This is a genomic window from Larkinella bovis (genome assembly GCF_042655385.1).
GTDB lineage: Bacteria > Bacteroidota > Bacteroidia > Cytophagales > Spirosomataceae > Larkinella > Larkinella bovis.
Window position 1 is genome coordinate 153809 of record NZ_JBHSMA010000002.1, and the last position, 18138, is coordinate 171946.

13 protein-coding genes are annotated in these 18138 nt (G+C 53.5%); 6 read left to right on the forward strand and 7 right to left on the reverse strand.

Features of this window, described 5'->3' with window-relative positions:
- Window positions 1–7: 7 nt before the first annotated feature.
- The 4 genes from ACFPMF_RS08030 to ACFPMF_RS08045 form a co-directional block, all read right to left on the reverse strand.
- Window positions 8–1690: a glycoside hydrolase family 43 protein gene (locus tag ACFPMF_RS08030; protein WP_379842920.1), complete on the reverse strand. Its 1683-nt coding sequence runs from the start codon at window positions 1688–1690 to the stop codon at window positions 8–10.
- Window positions 1691–1720: 30 nt separating this feature from the next.
- A complete protein-coding gene (locus ACFPMF_RS08035; protein WP_379842923.1) occupies window positions 1721–4204 on the reverse strand; it encodes a glycoside hydrolase family 95 protein in 2484 nt (827 codons plus the stop codon).
- Between the two features lie 358 nt (window positions 4205–4562).
- The gene (gene xylA / locus ACFPMF_RS08040; RefSeq protein ID WP_379842925.1) at window positions 4563–5894 is read right to left on the reverse strand and encodes a xylose isomerase; all 1332 of its coding nucleotides are present in this window, start codon (window positions 5892–5894) and stop codon (window positions 4563–4565) included.
- Between the two features lie 274 nt (window positions 5895–6168).
- On the reverse strand, window positions 6169–6855 hold the full coding sequence (locus ACFPMF_RS08045) for an NUDIX hydrolase (RefSeq protein WP_379842928.1): 687 nt from the start codon (window positions 6853–6855) through the stop codon (window positions 6169–6171).
- A 58-nt stretch (window positions 6856–6913) separates the two neighbouring features.
- Between ACFPMF_RS08045 and ACFPMF_RS08050 the strand changes: the two genes are divergently transcribed.
- From ACFPMF_RS08050 to ACFPMF_RS08065, 4 genes are all read left to right on the forward strand, one after another.
- Window positions 6914–7150: a hypothetical protein gene (locus tag ACFPMF_RS08050; protein ID WP_379842930.1), complete on the forward strand. Its 237-nt coding sequence runs from the start codon at window positions 6914–6916 to the stop codon at window positions 7148–7150.
- Between the two features lie 102 nt (window positions 7151–7252).
- The gene (locus ACFPMF_RS08055; RefSeq protein ID WP_379844551.1) at window positions 7253–7906 is read left to right on the forward strand and encodes a 3-keto-disaccharide hydrolase; all 654 of its coding nucleotides are present in this window, start codon (window positions 7253–7255) and stop codon (window positions 7904–7906) included.
- A 96-nt stretch (window positions 7907–8002) separates the two neighbouring features.
- Window positions 8003–8884 carry a hydroxypyruvate isomerase family protein gene (locus tag ACFPMF_RS08060; RefSeq protein WP_379842932.1) on the forward strand — a complete coding sequence of 294 codons (882 nt, stop codon included), beginning with the start codon at window positions 8003–8005 and terminating at the stop codon, window positions 8882–8884.
- A gap of 245 nt (window positions 8885–9129) precedes the next feature.
- Window positions 9130–9531, forward strand: a complete 402-nt coding sequence (locus tag ACFPMF_RS08065; protein WP_379842934.1) for a T9SS type A sorting domain-containing protein — start codon at window positions 9130–9132, stop codon at window positions 9529–9531.
- A gap of 157 nt (window positions 9532–9688) precedes the next feature.
- Here the strand turns inward: ACFPMF_RS08065 and ACFPMF_RS08070 are convergent, their stop codons facing one another.
- Together ACFPMF_RS08070 and ACFPMF_RS08075 are read right to left on the reverse strand one after the other, a co-directional pair.
- Window positions 9689–10561, reverse strand: a complete 873-nt coding sequence (locus ACFPMF_RS08070; RefSeq protein WP_379842937.1) for a sugar phosphate isomerase/epimerase family protein — start codon at window positions 10559–10561, stop codon at window positions 9689–9691.
- Between the two features lie 202 nt (window positions 10562–10763).
- A complete protein-coding gene (locus tag ACFPMF_RS08075) occupies window positions 10764–11144 on the reverse strand; it encodes a hypothetical protein (protein WP_379842939.1) in 381 nt (126 codons plus the stop codon).
- 121 nt (window positions 11145–11265) lie between these two features.
- On the opposite strand from ACFPMF_RS08075, the gene ACFPMF_RS08080 reads away from it, so the two are divergent.
- Window positions 11266–12174 (forward strand): LysR family transcriptional regulator, encoded by a 909-nt coding sequence (locus ACFPMF_RS08080; protein ID WP_379842941.1) that lies wholly within the window; start codon window positions 11266–11268, stop codon window positions 12172–12174.
- A gap of 53 nt (window positions 12175–12227) precedes the next feature.
- Window positions 12228–13604: an APC family permease gene (locus ACFPMF_RS08085; protein ID WP_379842944.1), complete on the forward strand. Its 1377-nt coding sequence runs from the start codon at window positions 12228–12230 to the stop codon at window positions 13602–13604.
- Between the two features lie 445 nt (window positions 13605–14049).
- On the opposite strand, the gene ACFPMF_RS08090 is transcribed toward ACFPMF_RS08085, so the two are convergent.
- The gene (locus ACFPMF_RS08090) at window positions 14050–18099 is read right to left on the reverse strand and encodes an AAA domain-containing protein (RefSeq protein ID WP_379842946.1); all 4050 of its coding nucleotides are present in this window, start codon (window positions 18097–18099) and stop codon (window positions 14050–14052) included.
- Window positions 18100–18138: the final 39 nt, after the last annotated feature.

Sequence of the window (18138 nt, forward strand, 5' to 3'; positions counted from 1 at the left end):
CCTCCGATTACTTGAACATCGGGTCGTCGCCCGCGTATTTCAGGTACTGGAACGAAGCCGAATTCGTGCTGGGATCCCCCGACGAGGTCGCATACATTCCGTACAGACAGCCAATAAAGCTCCCCGCTACTTTGGAACTCAGGAATTTGGCGTCCACCTGGTCTTTCAGAAGCAGCCAGTTTTTCGCATCGGTGGAATACTGGAAACGATACGTATCGCCCAGGGAACTGATGCGAAGCCCTACCTTCCCGGTTTTTCCGGTTAACGGTACTTCCGTCAGCAATTCCATCTCGTTTGATCGGGGCTTGCTTTTGTAGAGTTGGAGAACGTCTTTCGCTTGCGATTTGGATTTACACACCCAGTAGAAATGGCCCTCATCCTGAAGAATGATCAGCCCCGCTTTTTCTTTTTCCGAGGTTGGCGCAAACTCCAGCGCGGTTTCAGCCGTACTGAACAGGTGCTGCTGGCGTTTCCCGATGAACGACGGGTTGCCCAGTTCCATGACGGTTTCGGGCTTGAGTTTCAGCGTCAGTCCCTGTTTCTTCGAAAGCGAATACCAGCTTTTATCGAGGGTGCGCATGAACAGGAACGATGGGTCCAGCTCCTTGTCGAAGGTCAGCGTGTAGGCGAAATTTCCCGACTGGGGCAACGCTCCTTTTTGTTTGATTTCCTTATAATTAACCGGGTATTGGTACGCAATAGCCTTCTCCCCATGCTCGACCATGGGCCAGTCGTCTTTCCAGGTAACAGGCGCAATGAACGTTTCACGACCGGTATTGTAATAATCGCCTTCGTAGGGCCGAACGGCCAGAAAAATGCAATACATCTGGCCGTCGGGCCCATCCACAAACTGCGCATGACCCGCCGACGTGATGGCGTCTTTCCGGTCGGCCGGCAGTTCCCGCTGCGTCAGGATCGGATTGCCTTCAAACGGTACATAAGGCCCCCAGACATCCCGGCTGCGCAAGACCACCTCCGAATGATTGACCGACGTCCCTCCCTCGGCCGCGTAGAGGTAATACCAGCCGTTTCGTTTCAGGATATGGGGGGCTTCAATCCAAACCGGTTTTTTGCTGAGATCGACCCCACCGTTCACCAGTTGCTTTTCTTCTCCGACTACTTTTAACTGCTGGTAATCAAATTCATACATGCGGATGGTCCGGTGCCCTGAGTACAATGGTTTGTGGTTGGGGGCATCGCTATTGTACAGAATGTAGGCTTTGTCAGTTGCTTCGTCAAAGTAGATGGAGGGATCAATGCCTCGCACCTGCGGAATTTTTACCGGATCGCTCCACGGACCGGCGGGATTTTTGGCCGTTACCACAAAGTTGCCGTCGTGGTCAATGTCGGTGCAGGTGAGGTAGTACGTGCCTTTGTAATAACTGATGGCCGGCGCAAATAAGCCCCGGGTCAGCCGTTCGCCCATGAAATCCATCTGGGAAGGACGGTCTATGACATTGCCGATCTGTTTCCAGTTTTTCAAATCCTGGCTGTGAAAAACCGGAATGCCGGGGAAGTAGGAAAACGTCGAATGAACGAGGTAGTAGTCCGGCCCCACCTTCACGACGCTCGGATCGGGGTAAAAACCGGTCAGAATCGGGTTGACCAGCGTGGTTGTCTGGGCCAGGAGGCTCGTACTCAGAATAAACCAAAATGCCGTTAAAACAGTCGAAAATGCTTTTTTTTTCATTTTAGTAAGCGATTAAAAGCAATCGGTCAACTACTCACTCACCAGCGTATATACGTTTCCGGCCTGAGTCGAAATATCGTAAAGCCGGGTTTCTTTCGGTGTCGGAGTGGTTTGATTCCCCGGCGATGCCATCACGGGCGCGGGCGTCTCCTCGGTCTGGTAAAACGGATTAGGGTTCGGACCGGAAGCGGCTTTCAGAACCAATCCATTGCTTCCTTTCAGCGCATTGGGAACCCGCAGGCGCAGGTTACCCCCCAGATTGGAGCGGATTTGAACCTGGGTCAATTTACCGTCTTTCCACTGCATACTCACCACCTCAAAACCGCCGATGGCCCGCAAACCGCTGATCTGGCCCGCCGGCCAGACATCCGGCAGGGCAGGCAACAAGTGAATCGCTCCGTCGGCGCTTTGCATCAGCATTTCCGTAATACCGGACGTACAGCCAAAGTTGCCGTCAATCTGGAAAGGCGGGTGCGCGTCGAACAGGTTGTTGTAGGTTCCTCCACCCTCCGGGTTGGCACCCAGGGGTGAAAGTTGGTTCTGAATCAGGGTATACGCGTGGTTGCCGTCCTGCAACCTTGCCCACCAGTTGACTTTCCAGCCCATGCTCCAGCCCGTCGACACATCTCCGCGGTGGAGCAGCGTGGTGCGCGATGCGTTAAACAGCTCCGGCGTCCGATAGGCAGAAATCTGGGTAGACGGAAACAAACCGTACAGGTGCGACACGTGCCGGTGGTGATCGTTGGGATCGTCGACGTCGTCCAGCCACTCCTGCAACTGGCCGAATTTTCCCACGTGCATGGGCGCCAGCCGACTGCGTTTTTGCTTGAGTGTGTCCACAAAAGCCGCGTCCTTTTTCAGCAATTCCGCAGCCCGGATTGCCGTACTGAAGGCGTCGAAAACAATCTGGTTGTCCATTGTCGTACCGGCATCCAGCGACGAACCGGCGTGGGCCTTCGGCGCATTCTCGGGTGAACTGCCGGGGTTAACCACCAGCCAGTGGTATTTCGGATGCTCAATCAGGAAATCGGCGTAAAACTGCGCAGCTCCTTTTAAAACCGGGTAGATGGTGGCCAGGTAGGTTTTATCGCCATTGTACAGGTAATGTTCCCAGAGGTGCTGACTGAGCCAGCCGCCCCCGCCGATCCACATGCCCCAGAAAGCGCCATCGATAGCCCCGGTTGCCCGCCAGATGTCGGTATTGTGGTGGGCCATCCAGCCCCGGGCACCGTACATGACCCGGGCGGTTTCCTGACCGGTTTCCGACAGTTCCTGCACCATGTTGAGGAAAGGTTCGTGCAGGTCGGCCAGGTTGGTTTTTTCGGCGGGCCAGTAGTTCATCTGGGCGTTGATGTTGATGGTGTATTTGCTGTCCCAGGGTGGCCGCATCCGGTGGTTCCAGATGCCTTGCAGGTTGGCCGGTTGTCCTGCTTCGCCGTTGCGGGCGGGTTGGGAGGATGAAATCAGCAGATAACGCCCATACTGGTAATACAAGACGACAAACGAAGGGTCGTTCGTCGTGCGAAAATTTTTAAGCCGTTCGTCGGTTGGGAGTTTGGCGGCCTCTGCCGAACCCGTACCGCCCAGATCGAGCTTCACCCGGTTGAAATATTTTTGGTAGGCCGCAATATGCGGTTTTAAAAGGGCCGCGTACGATTTGGGATAGGCTTTATTGAGGTACGCCGACGCGCGGGCGTTTTCGTCTCCGCTCAGGTCTTTGTAGTTGTTGAAATTGGTGGCGATGGAAACGTAAATCGTGGCGGTATTGGCCCCATTTACCGTGAGGGTCGAGTCGTTGGCCGACAGGCTGCCCCCCTGGGTTTTAATGCGTGCTATTCCTTTAAATTTCACTTGCCCCTTGACGCCCTCATGGTCTGAGGTCGTTCCGGCCAGGGTCAGTTCCCGCGCGGGGGTGGTTTTGATGGTCGCATTCGTCTGCGGAGTCGCAAAAGAGGCCGTAAACGAAAGTTGTCCCGGCTTGCTCGCGGTCAAGTGCATGACGATGACCCGGTCGGGAAAGGACGCGACTAGTTCGCGGGTATACGTCACGCTATCTACTGTGTAAGTAGTTTTGGCAACGGCCTTTTCAAGATCGAGTTCCCGGTAATAGTTGGAATAGTTTTCGTGACCCTCGAAGGTGAGGTGGAGGTTGCCCACAGGTTGAAACATTTGCCCGTGCGACTTTTTGGTAATAATGGCTTTGTTGGCCAGGTTCTCGGCGTCTTTCTGCTTCCCATCAAAAATGAGTTGCCGGATTTCGGGCAGAGCGGCCAGGGCATCCGGGTTGTCGTTCCGGTTGGGGCCACCAGACCAAACCGTATGTTCGTTCAACTGAACGGTTTCCTTTGGCACATTGCCGTAGATCATGGCCCCCAGTCGGCCGTTTCCGATGGGCAGGGCATTTTCCCAGGTTTTGCCGGCGGGCTGGTTATACCAAAGTTTTAGTGCTGGCTTTTGCTGCGAAATGCCAACCGTTGAAATACTGATAAAAAACAAAAAGAAAAACCGGCGCATGAGTTGGGTAGGTAATGGTAAATCACAGGTTCAATTAATAAGCTTCATCATCTTCTCAAGTAAACCGTTACTCTTTTTGCTATTGATTTAAGACATTGGCAACTCCTTTTTTCTTCTACGCAGTTTGTGACCCTTACAAAGCAGCAGGTAAAATCAAAAAAATGTAAGGGGAGCGCTAGCTATTCCCCTACATTTTGCACTACTATTTCACCTATTAATAACCGGGTTTTGAGGGAATCCAGGCCCGGGAAGGGCCTGGAAATTAATAGAGATAGGTAATTGTATACGGATAAAAATTATTCTCCGGTTTTCCTTCTGCCTGGCTTCGGCAGAAGGAAAACCGGAACACTCTGTTCGATCAGATATATTGATTGATCAGACTTTCCAGCCATTCCTGCTTACCGCTCCGGAGGGGCGGCTCGCCGTTTTCGAGGGTATACTTCCGCAAATCTTCCAGCGTCAACTGGCCTTCCCGAAAAGCCTTTCCTTGCCCTTCGTCAAAGGAAGCATACCGCTCCGCCCGGAATTTGAGGTAGTCGGAATCGCGCAGGATGGCATCCGCCACGATGTAGGCCCGGGCAAACGCATCCATGCCGCTGATGTGCGCAATAAACAGATCCTCCGGATCCGTGGAGGTCCGCCGGACTTTGGCGTCGAAGTTAATCCCGCCGGGTTTGATACCACCAGCCTGCAAAATAACCAGGGCCGCTTCCGTCAATTCGTACAGATTGATAGGGAATTGGTCGGTATCCCAGCCATTCTGGTAATCGCCCCGGTTGGCGTCGATGCTGCCCAGCATGCCGGCATCGGCGGCCACCTGCAACTCGTGTTCGAAGGTATGTCCGGCCAGCGTCGCGTGGTTGACTTCAACATTCAGTTTGAAATCCTGGTCCAGACCGTATTGCCGCAGAAAACCGATAACCGTGGCCGCATCGTAATCATACTGGTGCTTGGTGGGCTCCATCGGTTTGGGTTCGATGAAGAATGTCCCCTTAAAGCCCTGTTTCCGGGCATAATCCCGGGCCATGGTCAGAAACCGGGCCAGGTTCTCGATTTCCCGTTTCATGTTGGTGTTCAGTAGGGACATATACCCTTCGCGGCCACCCCAGAAAACGTAGTTTTCACCATCCAGCGCGATGGTGGCATCAATGGCGTTTTTAACCTGCGTTCCGGCGTAGGCCAGCACCGCAAAGTCCGGGTTCGTCGCGGCTCCATTCATGTAACGCGGGTTCGAGAAGACATTGGCTGTGCCCCACAGGAGTTTCACTCCGCTTTGTTTCTGCTTTTGTCGGGCGTAGTCAACAATGGCCTGCATACGGTTTTCGTATTCCAGTACCGTGGGAGCATCCTCCACCAGGTCAATGTCGTGGAAGCAGTAGTACGGTACGCCGAGTTTGGTAATAAACTCAAACGCCGCGTCCATCCGCATCTGCGCCCGCACATTGGCATCCTCGTGCTGATCCCACTCAAAAACCCGGGTGCCGGGGCCGAATGGATCACCACCCGCGCCCGTGAAGGTGTGCCAGTAGCTGACCGCAAACCGCAACTGCTCCCGCAGCGTTTTGCCGCCGAGAACCAGGTCGGGATTGTACCATTTGAACGCCAGCGGATTTTTCGATTTGGGGCCTTCGTACGAAATCGTATCGATTCCCTTGAAGTATGTTTTTTCTCCCAGTGCGACGGTTGTCATACGTTATAAGTTAGTAAGCGATGATAAATTAAGTGTACCCCATTGGGGAAGGCCCTTCCGCGGAGTCGTCTTTGAGCGGGCGTAGTAAACGCCACTCCGCAGCACTCCTAAAACAGACCTTTTCCTGTTGTGTCAATCTGACACTTATAATAATTGTAAAGTTGACATTTATTTTTTAATTGTCAATACGACAACTAATGTTTTTTCGATAAAAATTTTCTTATTCGGACGAAGAATAGAATTATACCCGGAAGAACTTCAGGAAAAGCTTCTATTAACCGGGGATAAAGTTCAAAAAAGAATCAGCAACCAGGTGGTACTTTTCGGTATCGACTTTATAGTAGAAGGCGCCCCGTTTCGAAAACCCTTTCTGTTTTTCCGCCAGTTTGATCAGCAGGTTGGTCGACAGGATTTTGCGGCTGAAGTTGCGTTTGTCGAACTCGGTGTTGTAGATGGCGTCGTAGAGCTTCTTGAGTTGTGGAATGGTAAATTTTTCGTTCAGGAGTTCAAAACCGATCGGGTGCTGGGCGGCTTTGTAGCGCAACCGCTTGATGGCCAGATCGACCATATCACCGTGGTCGAAAAGCAGCGGGGGCAAATCATAGATTGAAAACCACTGTGCCTGAAAGGTTCCCGAGATTTTTGACTCGTAATCGGCAATCTTCACGAGCGAAAAGTAGGCTACCGAAACCGTCCGCACGATCGGGTCCCGATCCGGATTCCCGAACGCGTGTAATTGCTCCAGATACACGTTGGTCAGGCCCGTCAGATCAAACAGAATCCGGCTGGCGGCCTGCTCCAGGCTTTCGTCGGGTTGTAACCAGCCTCCCATCAGCGACCAGGTTTTTTCTTCCACCCCCCGTTTCACCAGTAAAACTTTCAGGCTTTCGCCATCAAATCCGAAAATAATGGAATCCAGGGCTACCAGGTACGGGTGTTGCTGTTTGTACTGATCTAACATAATGTAAAGGGGAAGCTCCCCGGCTCATTCGGTTTTGCGAATGTACTAATAAAGCCGAATGATTAGCCCTGGACCTGATGAGAGCATCCAAAGCAAAGCTATCGAAAATAAACACCGTTGTCAGGGCTGGCTGTTCGATCTGTCGAGTAGGAATTCAGCTATCGAAACGGTCCGCCTGATTTCGACGGATCCCGGCGCTGGCGAAGTATCAAGACTTCCGTTGATTTTGATGGGATGTTTTTTGCCAAAAAAGTTGCCGCAACCGAACCGGTTTTCTAATATTGTTCCGCTGTAATTGTGCAGTAAGAAATTGACCTCAAATTCATCATTTATGAAAATTTTGCTCAGCATGGCGACCCGTGTGGTCTTGTTGGCTCTGGTTATCAATGTTGCGAATATGGCTCAGGCTCAGGCCACTGGCCCCAAAAAAGGCAAGTGGGTAAAACTCTTTGATGGCAAGACATTGGCGGGCTGGCATAATTACCTGAAACAGGGCCAGCCGGTTTCGGATAAATGGCAGGTGGAAGACGGCGCGATTACCCTGGTGAGCCGGGGCGGGGGGGATCTTGTAACCGACAAGGAATACACCAATTACGAGCTGGAACTGGAATGGAAAATTTCGGAAAAAGGCAATAGCGGCATCATTTACCGGGTGCACGAAGATCCGAAATTCAAAAGCTCGTACAATACCGGTCCGGAAATGCAGGTGCTGGATAACGAGCGCCACCCGGATGCCAAAGCGGGTAAGAACGGAAACCGTACTTCCGGAGCGCTCTATGACCTGCTGCCGCCCTCGGATTTCTCCGCTCAGAAAGTGGCGGGCGAATGGAATAAAGTGCGGTTAGTCGTGAATAATGGCACCGTGCAGCATTACCTGAACGGCAAGAAAGTGGTTGAATACAAAACCAGCGGCCCGGAATGGGACAAAATGGTCAGCGAAAGCAAATTCAAAGGCTGGGAAGGATTCAATAAATTCGATACGGGCCGCATCGCCCTGCAGGATCACGGCGACAAAGTATGGTACCGGAATATCCGGATCCGAGAACTCTAATGGCGAAAGCGTGAAAGTGTGAATGAGTGAGTCGCTGTTGCGCATTATTCGGTATCGCTCTTTCACTCTTTCGTTCTTTCACTCTTTCAAATCGCTATGAAATCTCCTTCCCGCCGTTCGGCCATCAAGACACTCGCCGGAACCGCCCTGACCTTTTCTGTTATTGACTCATTCGCTGCTCAGATGGAAGCTACCGAAAAAACCGTGTATCCTCCCCTGAAGGGCCGGATCAACCATTCGGCCTGTAAATGGTGCTACGGTAAAATACCGCTGGAGGACTTTGCCAAAGCCGCTAAAGAAATCGGCCTGACCGGCATCGACCTGCTGGGCCCGAACGAGTGGCCGGTCGTCAAAAAATACGGGCTGACCTGTTCGATGGCCCAGGGCGCCGGCAAAGGGATCAACGACGGTTTTAATGATCCGAAGTGGCACGACGAACTGGTGGCCAGCTACGAAGCCATTTTCCCCAAGTTGAAAGAAGCCGGGCTGAAGAACGTGATCTGTTTCTCGGGAAACCGCCGGGGCATGGATGACGAGAAAGGGCTGGAAAACTGCGCCGTGGGGTTGAAACGTTTGATGAGCAGCGCCGAAAAACACGGCGTGACGATGATCATGGAACTGCTTAACAGCAAAGTGGATCACAAGGATTATATGTGCGATCATTCGGCCTGGGGCGTTGAACTCTGCAAGCGGGTCGGTTCCGAAAATTTCAAGCTGCTGTACGATATCTACCACATGCAGATCATGGAGGGCGACATCATCCGCACGATCCGGCGCGATCACCAGTATTTCGGTCACTACCACACGGGCGGCAATCCGGGCCGTAACGAGATCGATAACGGGCAGGAGTTGTATTACCCGGCGATTATGCAGGCCATCGTCGATACCGGTTATAAAGGATTCGTTGCGCAGGAATTTATTCCCAAACGCGATCCGCTGACGTCACTCCGGGAAAGCATCCAGATTTGTGATGTATAACGTACCCAAGGACTTTAGTCCGTGGATGTGCCGTCCTGAAATAAGTTGACGGTTTTTAGATACAATGATTAGCCTTGGAGATTTTCTCTGAGGCTTTTTTTTTGCGTAGCCGGATGCGGTTTTCCCCGATTTAGGCTCCTTTTCCCAAAAGTGACAGGGATTGACTCATTTGTGACAGTCGTTTCGTGGCCGGATGCGGACCTTTGTATCATCCAAACGGACAACAACTCTAAACACATAAAGCCATGAAAACGCTCGTCAAATCCCTGCTCGTTGCCTTTACCCTGACTTTCGTCGGCTTCACGGCTGCTCAGGCCGAAATCAATAACCCGGCTGGCCGTCCGAAAAAAGCGGCCGCTTTTCAGAGTGGTATGTTCACCACTGCCGAAGGTAAACTGCAAATTGCCGTCAATAAAGAAGTTGGGGGCTGGGTCACGGTTCGGTTGACCAATGCCACCGGGAAAACATTCTTCGTTCAGGAAATTACCAAAAAACGCTCCACCGCCCGGATGCGGCTGGATGTGAGTAATCTGCCCGACGGAGTCTACCAGGTGGAGGTCAGCAACGGCCAGGAAACTACCACGCAAACCCTGACCCTGAATACGCAGCAACCCAGCACACCGGCCCGGTTTATGGCCATCCACTAATTCCGAACGCTATTCAATCGGATCTCTTGTCGTCAGAAAGGCCGCCCCGGGTTGGGACGGCCTTTCGTTCGAACCGGTTTTTACCCAGGGCGCTTGTCAGAATTGGTGGCGCTGACGCTTCCCGGAAGGCGGTTTTAACCGTTTTTGAAAACCGGCTTTACCGAACCGGTTTCATACCAATTGTTTCGCGGTAGTACCGGACCGTTTGAATGACCGACGGCAAATTGCTGGGCTTTTCCTGCGTGTCCCGTTCGATGATGATATGACCGGTAAAGCCCTGGCGTTGCAATTCCCTGAAAACTGCCGGGAAATCGATCACGCCCGTACCGACCCGAACATCTTTCAGTTTGGGGTCGTTGTAGGCCGCAATATCTTTCAGATGGAGCGCAATCAGATGGCCTTCGAGTTTTCGGAGCCCCTCGACCGGATTGATACCGCTCTTGGGCCAGTGACCCAGGTCGGCGCAAACCCGGAAATTCGGGTGGTTTTTGAGGGCTGCCAGCACCGAATCGGGGTGCCAGTAGGCACTCACCCCTTGCCAGTGATTGTGCAGGGCGACCTTCATTCCGTAGGCCCCGGCCAGGCTGTCCACGGCATCCCAGAGATCGACGGGCGGTTCGGCGGTAACGTATTTGACGTTCAGTTGCTTCGCAATTTTGAATTCACTGACCCATTTGTCGATCGTTTTGCCGCCAGTCAGGTAAATGGATTCCATCAGCAAGCCTTTGTCGCGGACATATCCAGTAAGTTTTTTAATACCAGAAGGGGACAGGTTCATAATCAGCGAGTCCCGCAGTTCGGCCCCGGCTTTTCCGAAGGTGTAGCCTTCGACAAATTTCAAACCGGCGCTGTCGGCCTTGGCCAGTTGTTCGGGAAACGGAAATGGGTTGAAGGTATACAGCGCAACGCCTAGCTTCCAGGTTTTAGGATCGGCGGCTTTTCGCTTTGGCTGAGCCAGCAGGCTGGCCGGAATCAACACCCACAGGCAGAAAAAAAGCAGTCCGGGCAGGTGATAGCGGTTGGTTTTCATAGGAATAGGGTTGGGATTAGTCACGTTTTTTATGGCCGGCGGGAGGCCCGGCGCGGCCCTCGTCGTGCAAAATAGAAAACCCGCCCGGTTTTCCCTAGTTACGGGATGTTTCCGATAACGATTTCGAACGGGCCAGGGGGCTAAACCAAGAGAGCTTTCCTGCGCGCAGGAAAGCTCTCTTGGTCATCGGTTCGGTGCGGACTTACTTCGCCGGAACGTAGCTGATAAACCGCTGGGGCTGGGTGGCCGGCAGCAAACCTACCTCAATCTGGCGGACCATCACCTGCTGACCGCTGCTGATCTCCAGGTAGTACGTGCCGGTTTTCATGCCTTCAAAATTGAATTTGCGCCAGTGATTGGCCGGCGCTTTGCGCAGCGACTCCCGGTAGAGCACGGCATGGCGGGCGTCTTTCAGCCGGATCGTTACGCGTTTGGGCTGACGAACTGCCAGCATCAGGTTGACTTTTTCCCGCTGCCCCAGGAACATGTTGGCTTCAAAGGTGCTTTTTTCGGGGGAGGTTTCACCCGAATTCGTGGGCTGTGCATTCGCGATCAAAACGACGAAACCGAAAAATAGGGTCATTAGTACTTGTTGGGGGATCGTTTTCATTCTGTGTTGTTGTTTCGTTTCGGAACAAAGGTGCGGAGTTTTGGAATATGAGCAAAACGAATTATTTTTGTCGAAATCATGAATTTTATTCATCATGGAAATCCGGCACCTTCAGATGGTTAAAGAGGTAGCTGCGAGCGGCAACCTGACCAAAGCCGCCGACCGGCTGTACCTGACCCAATCGGCCCTGAGTCATCAATTGAAAGAAATTGAAGGCTTTTTCAACACCCAGCTCTTCATTCGTGACAAGAAGCAGATGCTCCTGACGGATGCCGGGGCCGTGGTGCTGGAAGCCGCCGAGAAGATTTTGCAGGAAGTGGCCGAAACCCGAGCAAAGGTCAAATGTCTGACCGATAAGGAGGCCGGTGAAGTCCGGCTCTGTACGGAATGTTACACCTCGTATCACTGGCTATCCGGTTTTTTGCGGGCCTACCGGGAGGTATATCCGAAAGTGGAGGTGAAAATTGACATTGAGGCCACGCATTTTGCCGAGCGGCACCTGCTCGAAAACAAGATTGACGTGGCCATTCTGGAGGATGGCCAAAATCCCAAACTGGACTATACCCCGCTTTTTCAGGATGAGTTTGTCGTGATTGTGGCACCAGATCACGAATGGGCGCGTCGTGGCTGGGTCGAAATCGATGAGTTTGCCGGTCAGAATTACGTCATGTACAACATTCCGGAGGAGGAAAGCTCCAATTTTCGGATGCTTTTTAAAAACAACCGCCCGCAGCGGGTGTATAAAATGACGTTGACGGAAGGAATTCTGGAAATGGTCAAAGCCGGGATGGGCGTCGCGATGTTACCCAACTGGGTGATTCGTCCTTACCTGAAATCCGGCGAGCTGACGGCGGTTTCGCTGACGGAAAAGCGCCTGCTGCGTACCTGGTACGCAGCGACCCTGAAAAACAAACAACTGCCGCCCTATACCGATGCGTTCGTCGAAAAGCTGGCGTGTTACATGAAAGAGCTGGACGGCTATGCGGTGATGTGCGCTGCCTGACCCCTTCGGTTTTCCGGATAGAGTGCCTTTTTGCTTCTTAATCAACCTGACTAGTGTCTTCTTCTACGGATTCTGCGCCTTTGCCCCGGCGGCTGGGCTTGTTACAGGCCACGGCTTTGAACATGATCGATATGGTCGGTATCGGGCCGTTTGTGGTCTTACCGCTGGTGATTCAACTCATGGGCGGGCCGCATTTTTTATGGGCGTGGATTCTGGGAGCGGTTATTTCGCTCATCGATGCGCTGGTGTGGTCGGAGCTGGGGGCGGCTTATCCGCAGGCGGGCGGGAGTTATAATTTCCTGAAAATAGCCTACGGCGAAAAACGCTGGGGCAAACTATTCTCCTTCCTGTATGTCTGGCAAACCATGATTCAGGCCCCGCTGGTGGTGGCGTCGGGAGCCATCGGTTTTGCGCAGTATGCTTCATACCTGATCCCACTGGAAGGCTGGGAACGCAAAGCCGTTTCCGGGGGCGTCGTCATTCTGATTACCCTGTTGTTATACCGCAAAATTGAGTCCATTGGCCGTATTAGCGTGCTGTTATGGGGGTGCGTGCTGGCGACGCTGGGCTGGATCATCTGGGGCGGGCTGACGGGCGGACAGCAGCCGGTTTCGCTGGCCCTGCCGTCGGGCGAGTCGCTGACCGGCTTATTCGGGGCCGGTTTGGGCATTGCTTCCGTCAAAACCATTTATTGTTACCTGGGCTATTACAATGTCTGCCACCTCGGCGGTGAAATCCGCAACCCATCCCGGATTATTCCCATCAGCATGCTGATTTCGGTGCTCGGTATTGCGGCCCTGTACCTGGCCATGAACTGGAGCGTGGTGCGGGTGATCCCGTGGCAGGAAGCGCAGCATAGCGAATTCATCATCAGCGCGGTCGTCGAGCGGCTGTATGGGTCGCGGGCGGGCTCCATCGCCACCTTCATGGTGCTGGTTGTGGCTTTTTCCTCCCTGTTTGCGGTTTTGCTGGGCTATTCACGGGTTCCGTACGCGGCAGCCACCGACGGGCAGTTTTTCCGGATTTTTGCCAAACTGCATCCCACCCGGCATTTTCCCTACATATCGCTGCTGTTTCTGGGCGGTTTGGGCTTCGGTTTCAGTTTACTGTTCCGCTTATCCGACGTGATTACGGCCATTCTGGCGATGCGGATCGTCGTGCAGTTTATCGGGCAGGCCATCGGGTTGCTGCTGTTGCACCGGCGCAAACCGGCTACATCGTTCCCCTTCAAAATGCCGCTTTATCCGTTACCGGTTCTGGTGGTTATTGTCATCTGGGCGTTCATTTTCGTTTCAACGGGCTGGACGTTTATGCTGTCCGGTCTGACGGTGATCGGTCTGGGCATCGTCGTGTTTCTGATGACCGCCAAAATCCGGAAGCAATGGCCATTTGACGCGGTCGATGAAACCGTCCGGTACAAGAGCGAGTAAGGCGGTTTTGTCATTTTATACAGCACCGCAATCCAACCTTTTTGAGGAATGAAGTGTCCTGAATGAAATGATTTCTATAATGCTTAGACCAATGAACTTCCATGATGAGACAAGTATACGGAATACTGATACTGTTGATTTCACTGGCAGCCTGCAAGGGGGGTGAAAAGGAGCCCGGTGAAGTAGCCGCTTTAACCAAAGGGTACCTTGAAATTGATAACTGGGGTAAGCGTTGCGGAATAGGTGGAGTTGATGTTAGTATAAACGATCAATCCTATCTGATAATCAACTTAATACCGACTTACTGTGAAGGCAAGCCAGAAAGTCCGGTTTCGGTTTGGATCCGTTACCAAATCGAAAGTCCCGACAGTTGTGCCCCATCTATCAATCGAATCAAAGTGCTGTCGATCCGGAAGAGAGATTAATGGACAGCTAATTCCCTCGTTCACGACGCCGACGGCGGGTTATCCGCCGGGTCCACGCGCCCCCGCCAGTACTCGCGGCTATACACCCGCTGGAAGGGCCAGTTTTTGAGCCGGAGCGCAAAAGGCGTGTAGGCGTGGGCATCTTTGGGGCTGCTTTCGAAGTACAGATTATCGTCGGTGAGCAGCAGTCCGGTATACTGCCCGGCGGTTTTGCGGGTCAGGTCGGCAAAGGGCAATTCTTCGACCAGGCCTTTCTGCGCATCTTCCAGTTCGTCTTTGAGCAAACGGGCACCCGCAACCCGGTCGGTTTGGCGCGGTTGGGGCGTGTAGGCCCCTTCGGCCACCGACAGAGCGTATTCCAGGTATTGCTTCAGAATTTTCGGCCCTTCGTTGGCGGTATTTTCGACAGACAATTGCTGTGGGTAAATACTTGTCACAATGTACACCCGTTCGCGGGCGCGGGTTACGGCCACATTCAGGCGGTTTTCGCCCCCCCGGGCATTCAGACTCCCGAACTGGGCCGACAGACGTCCGCGTGCATCCGGGGCATACCCAATGGAAAAAATGATCACATCCCGCTCGTCGCCCTGCACGTTTTCGATGTTTTTGACAAAGGTGGTTTCGGTAGACCGGGGTGCCGCTGCTGCGGATTTAAAATCCGCAGCCTTGTCGGATTCAGATTTTAAATCTGAAACCGCCCCTTCCGTCATTCCGGCCAGCGCGTGTTCTTCCAGCAATTCCTGAATCAGTTGTTGCTGCTGAAAGTTGAACGTCACGACGCCAACGGAACGCCCTGGCAGTTCCTCCGCCAGTTGATCGATCAGCTCCACCACGGCGCGGGCTTCGGTTTCGTTCGTGTTATTTTCCCAGCTTCCTTTGACATTGAGGTACCGAATGGCGGGCTCCCGGCGGTTGAGCTGGTGAAAGTCGGGGAGGAGGTGCAGCGAATTTTTGTAAAAAAGCCGGTTTGAAAAATCAATCAGGTCAATCGAACGACTGCGGTAGTGGCCACGCAACTGCGTCTGCGGAAAATAATGCGTCGCCAGATCGAGCAGCGATTCTACCTCCAGCTCGACGGGCGTTTCCTCGTGGGGAGCGGTTTCGAACCGGATGCGGTACAAATCGCTCGGTTGCAGTTGCTTGCTGTCGCCGGTAATGACCACCTGTCTGGCGCGGTACATCGCCGGAATGCCGTTTTCGGCAAAGCACTGGGAAGCCTCATCAAAAATAACCAGATCGAACAAGTCCGGTTTCATCGGGAAAATGGCCGAAACCGACTCCGGCGACGCCATCCAGCAGGGAACCAGCTGAAACACTTCGTCCGAAAACTGTTCCATCAACTTCCGAACCGGCCAGATCGTGCGTTTTTTGGTCACCTGATGGTTCAGGTCGCGGTACGTCACGAGGTTGTTCAGGCGGTTAAACGCCAGATTCTGATAGGTTTGTTCGCGGAGTTTGACGCCCAGGATCTGCCGGCTTAGCGTTTGTTTTTTTAGAACACTTTCCTGTAAGGTATTTTCTAACTGGTTGACTTTTAGCGACGACACGCCCCGCAGGATTGGGTTGCGGTTTTCAAGGTGTTCGATCCAGGCCAGATGCAGGCTGTTTAAAAACCGGTCGACGGATAGGGGTTCCCCCAGGCGGTCTATAATTTCCCGTTCGGCGCTGGTAAACTGTTCTTTCAGACGATCCGCTTCAATCAGCAGATCAATATCGCGTTCCAGGGAACGAATCCATTCGTCGGTTTGAGACGGAGCCAGCCAGAGCCGCCGGATTTGGGTGTCGCTCAGAAAGATCTGCCACTGGCCCAGCCGGGTGGCCAGGTCGCGGGCGGTTTGGAGGAGTTCCCGGGCGGTTTGGGTGAAAACCGTAACGGTTTCCAGCCGGGATGCGGGCAGGTTTGCCAACCAGGAAATGGTGTTCAACCGGCGAATGGCTTCGAGGGCTTGTCGGGCCGTTCGCCCGGTTTGCAGGGCATTTTCGGGCGTAACGGCTTCCTCGGTTTTCAGCTCCAGCTGCTGCCGGAGGATTTCAAACCGGATGCGGCGCTGTACTTTTTCCAGCAAAACCGGCAAGGTTTCGTCGTTGAGTGCCAGGCCATTGGCCGCTGCGAGCTGCTGTAAACCGGTTTTGTCTTTGCTGAATAATCCCCAAACTGTTCGCCCGACAAACGAGGACCGGCTTTCAATGGCTTCCTGCAGCCGCTGCGCGGTATTTGGCAAGTCGCTGACTGACAGGCTTTGTTCGATCCCGTTTCCGTTTAAACTTTCCTGTACGTCCTGTTCAAGGCGTTCCAGGTCTTCCGGTTCCGCCTGCCCGAGCGGGTGACCGGGCTGGTGTTGCAGACGCCGAATCCACTGCCAGCGGAGTGCTGCCGGTTCGGCGTTCAGGAACGTCAGCAAAGCAGTCGTTTCCCATTCCTCTTCCTGGACGGTTTGCCAGTCGGCCAGCGAAAACGTGCGGTTTGTCAGCTGTTGCGCCCGATCGGTAACTGATTGTACAATGTCCGGTAATGCCTGCAGTTGCTGCTTCAGAACCGGTAGCTGGTGGAATGAAAAATGGGCCAACGAAATCCGGTCGGCCCACGGATGGTGGGGGCCAAGGCGGTCGATGTAGGCGCTGTATTCCCGGAGTTTTTCGACAAAACCGGCGACGGAATCGGGCCGGAACTGGGTGTATAAATCGGCCATCGGAATGGCCGCGCCCGTTGGATTGCTGCTCAGGTAGAGCTGCTTGGCGGAAATACCCGCTTCCGATTCGTCGAAGAGCGCATCCTTGAACGTTTGCAGTTCGGCCAGCGTTTGATCAATCCGGCGGCATTCCTGATCGAAGTTCCGTTCCAGCAGAATGGCGTCGAGCCCGTAATTCTGTTTGCGGTACTCTTCCACGCGCTCGATTTGTCCGGCAATCTGGTCATAGAGCGCTTTGCGATCGTTTTTGAAATCGTGGATGAGGGCCGAAAAAGGCTGCATGCCAACTTGCCGAAGTCGTTCGTAGACTACGTCCAGCGCGGCCCGCTTCTGGCAAACCAGTAAAACCCGCTTGCCCTGTGCGGCAAAATCGGCCATCAGGTTGCCGATCAACTGCGATTTTCCCGTGCCCGGCGGTCCCTGCACCACCATTGACTCCCCCGCTTTGATCCGCCGAATCGCTTCTTCCTGTGATGCGTCGATGGGCAACGGCGTGTGCAGATTTTCTTCGCGGATGGAAGAGAGAGAAGCCGTGGCGGCAAGCAGAAAAGGCGAAAAGGAAGGAGCGGGCAGGGGGCTATTTTCTTCCTCTCTTTCCAGCACTTCTCCTTCCAGTAACGTTTCATAATCCGGCACAAGGTACGAACCCGCCTGCGGGAATATGCCCAAAACCGCTTCGGGGTAGAGCTTGAGTTCCCCGTTTCGTTCGAGTTTCTCCAGGTCCGATTTTTTCAGGGTATTGAACCACTGAAGCTGATCGGTAAAAAGATCCTGGTTAAAATTGATTTCCAACGGACTGGTTTTCAGCCATTCGTAGAGTTGGGTGCGAAAAACCGTGCTATCCTTGTCGTATTCATCCAGAGTATGTTCCAAAACCGCATCCGGCAGAATATACTGGTTGTAATAGGCATAGGCCATCAGAAAGCTGCGGTTGAGCGTGATGGGCCCGTCGGGTCGTCGAACCAGCAGCCACTTGTTGCCCTGTTGCTCGAGATGAACCGGAAAAAAGATCAGCGGAGCGTGGATCACCGTGCCATCGGCGAGCTTTCCCCGGATAAACGGGTAACCTACGTACAAGTCCTCCGATCCCCGTTCTTCTTCAATAAACCGGTCGGTGCGGGCAATTTTTCGCAGCTTTTTACTGACTTCATTGCCCTTTTCCCGCCGACTATCGAGCACATCGCAGAGCGGAATGGTCGGGCGACGGGCGATCAGGTGCCGGATGAGATCAAACGATGGTTTATTGTCCAGAAAATCCGTCTCGTGCAGGTCCAGAAACTGCTCGGCGGGCAAGCTCGTCAGTAGCAGGGACCGGTTACGACTGCTGAGGTTGGTCAGGCGTTTGAGATAGGCTTTGAGAACGGTCGGGGATAACTGCATAAAGTACCCACGGGCTAAAGCCCGGCGCCGATTTATATT

Bases quoted from the DNA above. Each gene is read 5' to 3' on its own strand.
- xylA (WP_379842925.1), bottom strand. From the start codon at position 5,894: ATGACAACCGTCGCACTGGGAGAAAAAACATACTTCAAGGGAATCGAT.
- ACFPMF_RS08035 (WP_379842923.1), bottom strand. From the start codon at position 4,204: ATGCGCCGGTTTTTCTTTTTGTTTTTTATCAGTATTTCAACGGTTGGC.
- ACFPMF_RS08055 (WP_379844551.1), top strand. From the start codon at position 7,253: ATGGCTCAGGCTCAGGCCACTGGCCCCAAAAAAGGCAAGTGGGTAAAA.
- ACFPMF_RS08065 (WP_379842934.1), top strand. From the start codon at position 9,130: ATGAAAACGCTCGTCAAATCCCTGCTCGTTGCCTTTACCCTGACTTTC.
- ACFPMF_RS08060 (WP_379842932.1), top strand. From the start codon at position 8,003: ATGAAATCTCCTTCCCGCCGTTCGGCCATCAAGACACTCGCCGGAACC.
- ACFPMF_RS08090 (WP_379842946.1), bottom strand. From the start codon at position 18,099: ATGCAGTTATCCCCGACCGTTCTCAAAGCCTATCTCAAACGCCTGACC.
- ACFPMF_RS08075 (WP_379842939.1), bottom strand. From the start codon at position 11,144: ATGACCCTATTTTTCGGTTTCGTCGTTTTGATCGCGAATGCACAGCCC.
- ACFPMF_RS08080 (WP_379842941.1), top strand. From the start codon at position 11,266: ATGGAAATCCGGCACCTTCAGATGGTTAAAGAGGTAGCTGCGAGCGGC.
- ACFPMF_RS08070 (WP_379842937.1), bottom strand. From the start codon at position 10,561: ATGAAAACCAACCGCTATCACCTGCCCGGACTGCTTTTTTTCTGCCTG.
- ACFPMF_RS08045 (WP_379842928.1), bottom strand. From the start codon at position 6,855: ATGTTAGATCAGTACAAACAGCAACACCCGTACCTGGTAGCCCTGGAT.
- ACFPMF_RS08050 (WP_379842930.1), top strand. From the start codon at position 6,914: ATGATTAGCCCTGGACCTGATGAGAGCATCCAAAGCAAAGCTATCGAA.
- ACFPMF_RS08030 (WP_379842920.1), bottom strand. From the start codon at position 1,690: ATGAAAAAAAAAGCATTTTCGACTGTTTTAACGGCATTTTGGTTTATT.